General features: G+C 63.3%; 5 protein-coding genes. All 5 read left to right on the top strand.

What is annotated here, in order from left to right; all coding sequences use genetic code 11:
* The coding region (locus tag BN13_RS15980) for a type I restriction-modification enzyme R subunit C-terminal domain-containing protein (protein WP_048548177.1) at nt 1–423 on the top strand (423 nt) is incomplete at its 5' end.
* 50 nt (nt 424–473) lie between these two features.
* A complete protein-coding gene (locus BN13_RS18385; RefSeq protein WP_235434170.1) occupies nt 474–1,652 on the top strand; it encodes a restriction endonuclease subunit S in 1,179 nt (392 codons plus the stop codon).
* Nucleotides 1,649–2,563: a GIY-YIG nuclease family protein gene (locus tag BN13_RS15970; protein WP_048548176.1), complete on the top strand. Its 915-nt coding sequence runs from the start codon at nt 1,649–1,651 to the stop codon at nt 2,561–2,563. Before BN13_RS18385 ends, BN13_RS15970 begins: the two co-directional genes overlap by 4 nt.
* Nucleotides 2,544–3,317 carry an NYN domain-containing protein gene (locus tag BN13_RS15965; protein ID WP_048548175.1) on the top strand — a complete coding sequence of 258 codons (774 nt, stop codon included), beginning with the start codon at nt 2,544–2,546 and terminating at the stop codon, nt 3,315–3,317. The genes BN13_RS15970 and BN13_RS15965 overlap by 20 nt, the downstream gene beginning before the upstream one ends.
* A 242-nt stretch (nt 3,318–3,559) precedes the next feature.
* Nucleotides 3,560–3,757 (top strand): type I restriction-modification system subunit M N-terminal domain-containing protein (locus tag BN13_RS15960; protein WP_048548171.1); only part of this gene is annotated, 198 nt, incomplete at its 3' end.

Genomic DNA, 3,757 nt, shown 5'->3' with positions numbered 1-3,757 from the left:
CTCGCCGACCGGATCTCCCGCCCGCCCTACAACTGGACCCCCGACATCATCTGGCACGCCTACGAAGCCATCGACGTCGACCGCGTTCGCCACAGTGACCGGCACACCCTCACGGATCTGGTGTCACTCCTGCGCTATACCGTCGGCCTCGACAACGAGTTGGTCCCGTATGCCTCACGCGTCCAAGAGCGGTATGCCGCGTGGCTGGCTCAGCAGGAACAGTCGGGGACCGAGTTCTCGCCCTTGGAGAGGTGGTGGCTGGACCGCATGGTCGACGTCATCGCCTCCTCCGCCGGCATCACCGCCGACGACCTCGACCGCGCTCCCTTCACCGAGAAGGGCGGCGTCGACGGTGCCCTTCGGGATCTGGGTGACCGTGCCGAGACCTACCTCAATCAACTCAACACGGAGCTCACCGCGTGACTTGGCCGACGTACCCCTTGGGTCAGCTTGCCGACACGGCACTGGGAAAGATGCTCGACAAGGGCAAGCCAAAGGGTCTGCCGCACGTTCCGTACCTGCGCAACGTAAACGTTCAATGGGGCCGAGTCGACACCAGCAGCGTCTGGACGATGGAACTGGGCGAACACGAGCACGAGCGTTTCGGTCTTCGAGCGGGCGACCTATTGATCTGCGAGGGAGGAGAGCCCGGACGGTGCGCCGTCTGGCAAGGATCGTCTGAGTTCACGGCCTTTCAGAAGGCTCTTCACCGGGCACGCCCGGGCCCAAACTTGACCACCGGATTCCTTCGCTACTACCTGGAGCACTTGGTCTCATCGGGGGCCATTGCCAAGTTCTGCACAGGGTCGACGATCGCACACCTTCCCCAGCAGCAGCTTCGACGAGTCCCCGTTCCCCTCCCTCCGGTTGCGGAGCAGCGGCGGATTGTCGAGATCCTCGAAGAACACCTCTCCCACCTCGACGCCTCCGAGGTTGAACTCCAGCGTTCCGGAACAAGACTTGAGGTGCTGTGGGCATCGACCCTGTCCAACTCGCGAAGCGGGATCCAAGTGGCTCTCCCCGCTGTAACCGAGATCCAGGGCGGGATCCAGAAGCAGCCGAAGCGGGCGCCCGTAGCAAATCACTACCCGTTCTTGCGCGTCGCGAATGTGACCGCGACCGGCCTCGATCTTCGCGATGTCCATCGCGTTGAGTTGTTCGGCGATGAGTTGGAGCGCCTGCGGCTGTTGCCTGGCGACCTCCTCGTGGTTGAGGGCAACGGCAGCCCGGCCCAGATCGGCCGCGCCGCTGCCTGGGACGGGTCGATCGACAACTGCGTCCATCAGAATCATCTGATCCGTGTCCGCCCGCTACCCGGCCTGCTGCCCGGTTACTTGGAAGCCGTGTGGAACTCGCCAGAACATCGACGCACTCTTACGGATGTCTCAAGCTCCAGCAGCGGCCTGCACACCCTGAGCGTGAGCAAGCTGAAGCGCCTATCAATCCCAGTCCCATCCTTGGAGACTCAAGCAGATCTCCTGAGTCGAGTGCAGGAGGTGCGCTCTGCACTTGATCGACAGCGGACCGCCATCTCAGGAGCGATTGCGAAGGGTCGTGCGCTCCGTCGGGCCGTGCTCGCGGCGGCGTTCGAGGGGAAGCTGACCGGACGGCATACGGACGTCGAAGTGCTCGAGGAGTTGGCAGAAGCATGAACGGCAAGCAGGTGAAGCTGTTCCTTGTCGACGGGACGCCGGGCGGGCTAACGACGGCTGAGATTACTAACTGGACCGGGCATGTTCTCTCCGCCCGGCGCTCCGATCTGGCGGATCTGCTGAAGCGCGAGGAAGTGCAGCGCACCGGGGTGTACCTCCTGCTCGGCGATGACGAGACAGCGCTGGGGGACACCCTCTGCTACGTCGGAGAGGCTGACGTCATCGCGACCCGCCTCCGGTATCACGCGAACAGTCAGGACAAGGCGTTCTGGGACCGAGTCGTAGTCATCACGTCGAAAGACACGAACCTGACCAAGTCTCACGGCCGGTACCTCGAGTCCCGACTCATCCAGTTGGCGACCAAGGCAGGCCGCGTCTCACTGGAGAACGGGACAGCTCCGCCGACGCCGAACCTCCCTGAGGCGGATGCCTCAGACATGGAGTACTTCATCGGGCAGTTGCAGATCATGCTGCCGGTCTTGGGGGTCAATGCGATTCGAGTGCGGAAGGCGCCCACTCCGGTCGCTTCGGATCCCGTCGAGGCACCGATCTTCACGCTGAGCAACGCCAAGGCCGGCGTTCACGCGTCTGCCCAGCAAATCGATGGTGAGTTCACGCTTCTGGCTGGCTCCCGCGTGGTTCCGCACTGGCATGGTGTGGGTAAGGCGACGAGCACTCAGCGGGCCTACGCGGGCTATCGGGCGCGGCACGAGAGCCTCCTGGCGGACGGCTCGATCGTGGCCGAAGGCGGCGTCGGGCTCGTGACCCGGGACATCGTCTTCTCTTCCCCGTCCACGGCAGGCGCCGTAGCGCTTGGTCGGTCCTGCAACGGACGCGTCGAGTGGGTATCGCCCGAGGGTACTTTCGGTTCGTGGGAAACCAGAGGGGTCGATGAGCAATCAAGCCCATAGTTCAACGGGCACCGGCGGCTACAAGGTCGGTGTCTACATCGATGGCTACAACCTCTACTACGGGGGACGTCGCCAACTGGGTAAGTCTCCTGGTTGGCGGTGGCTGGACATCCGCGCGTTGACACAGTCCGTCGTCGGCGCTCAGCGGGGTTGGCCTGGGGCGATGCTCTCCCGGATCGTGTACTGCACCGCTCGAATTGATGGCGCACTGAACCCGACAGGCCACCAAGAGCAAGACGTATACCTCAAGGCTCTTCTTGCCAGTGGCAGCGTCGATCGAATCGAGTACGGCAAGTACGTGACGGGGATCCGCAACCGGCCGCTGGCAGTGAAGGGCCCGAAGCAGGGCGACACGCCAGTTCTCGTCACGTCGAACTGGCCAGTCATGGTTCAGTCCACCCTCGGGAACCCCGTGAAGGATGCGTTGTTCATGGTGTCGACTCTCCATCAGGAGGAGAAGGGCACTGACGTCAATGTGGCCAGTCACCTGCTGATCGACGTGTTGACCAACGCCATCGACGCTGCCGTGGTCATCTCGAACGATTCAGACCTCAAACTCCCCGTCCAACTCGCACGACAACGGGTTCCGGTGGGTCTTGTAAACCCCGCCGGCGGGTATTTCGCCGGTGATTTGACTGGCCACATGTCTGACGGCGCGGGCAACCATTGGTGGCGGAAGCTTGGTCCGTCGGACTTCCTCAGCAACCAGCTCGCGGATCCTACGGGTAGTTACACGAAGCCCGCGCAGTGGTAGCCGCTGGTTGATCGCCTGGTCAAGCTGGGCTACCCTGAGTGCATAACGCACCCGGTCCCTCGTGGGCCGGGTCTTTCTTTGCCGCCCGATGTCGTGGGTAGGCTCACGGCCTAGGCGCAAAGCGTGGCGGAGCCACCGTGAGCCTACCCACGACATCGGGCATTTCGGCCCCACCACTCCCGGTGAAGCCCCCACGCATAGGGCTGCTGCCCAAGGCTGTGTACGACTTGAGAGGATCGGGTGTGACTGACTCACGCCGACTCGTCGACAAGCTTTGGTCTTACTGCGACGTCCTTCGCGACGACGGCGTTGGTGTCATCGAGTACACCGAGCAGCTGACCTACCTGCTCTTCCTCAAGATGGCGCACGAGCGCGCCACGCGGAAGCTCAGGCCGCAGCAGATCGTGCCGGAGGAGTACTCCTGGCAGAAGCTGCTGGAC

The organism is Nostocoides jenkinsii Ben 74, assembly GCF_001046875.1.
In the GTDB taxonomy this organism is placed as follows: domain Bacteria; phylum Actinomycetota; class Actinomycetes; order Actinomycetales; family Dermatophilaceae; genus Nostocoides_A; species Nostocoides_A jenkinsii.
Note: the sequence above shows the minus strand (reverse complement) of the source record. Positions and strands in the feature narration are given on the sequence as shown.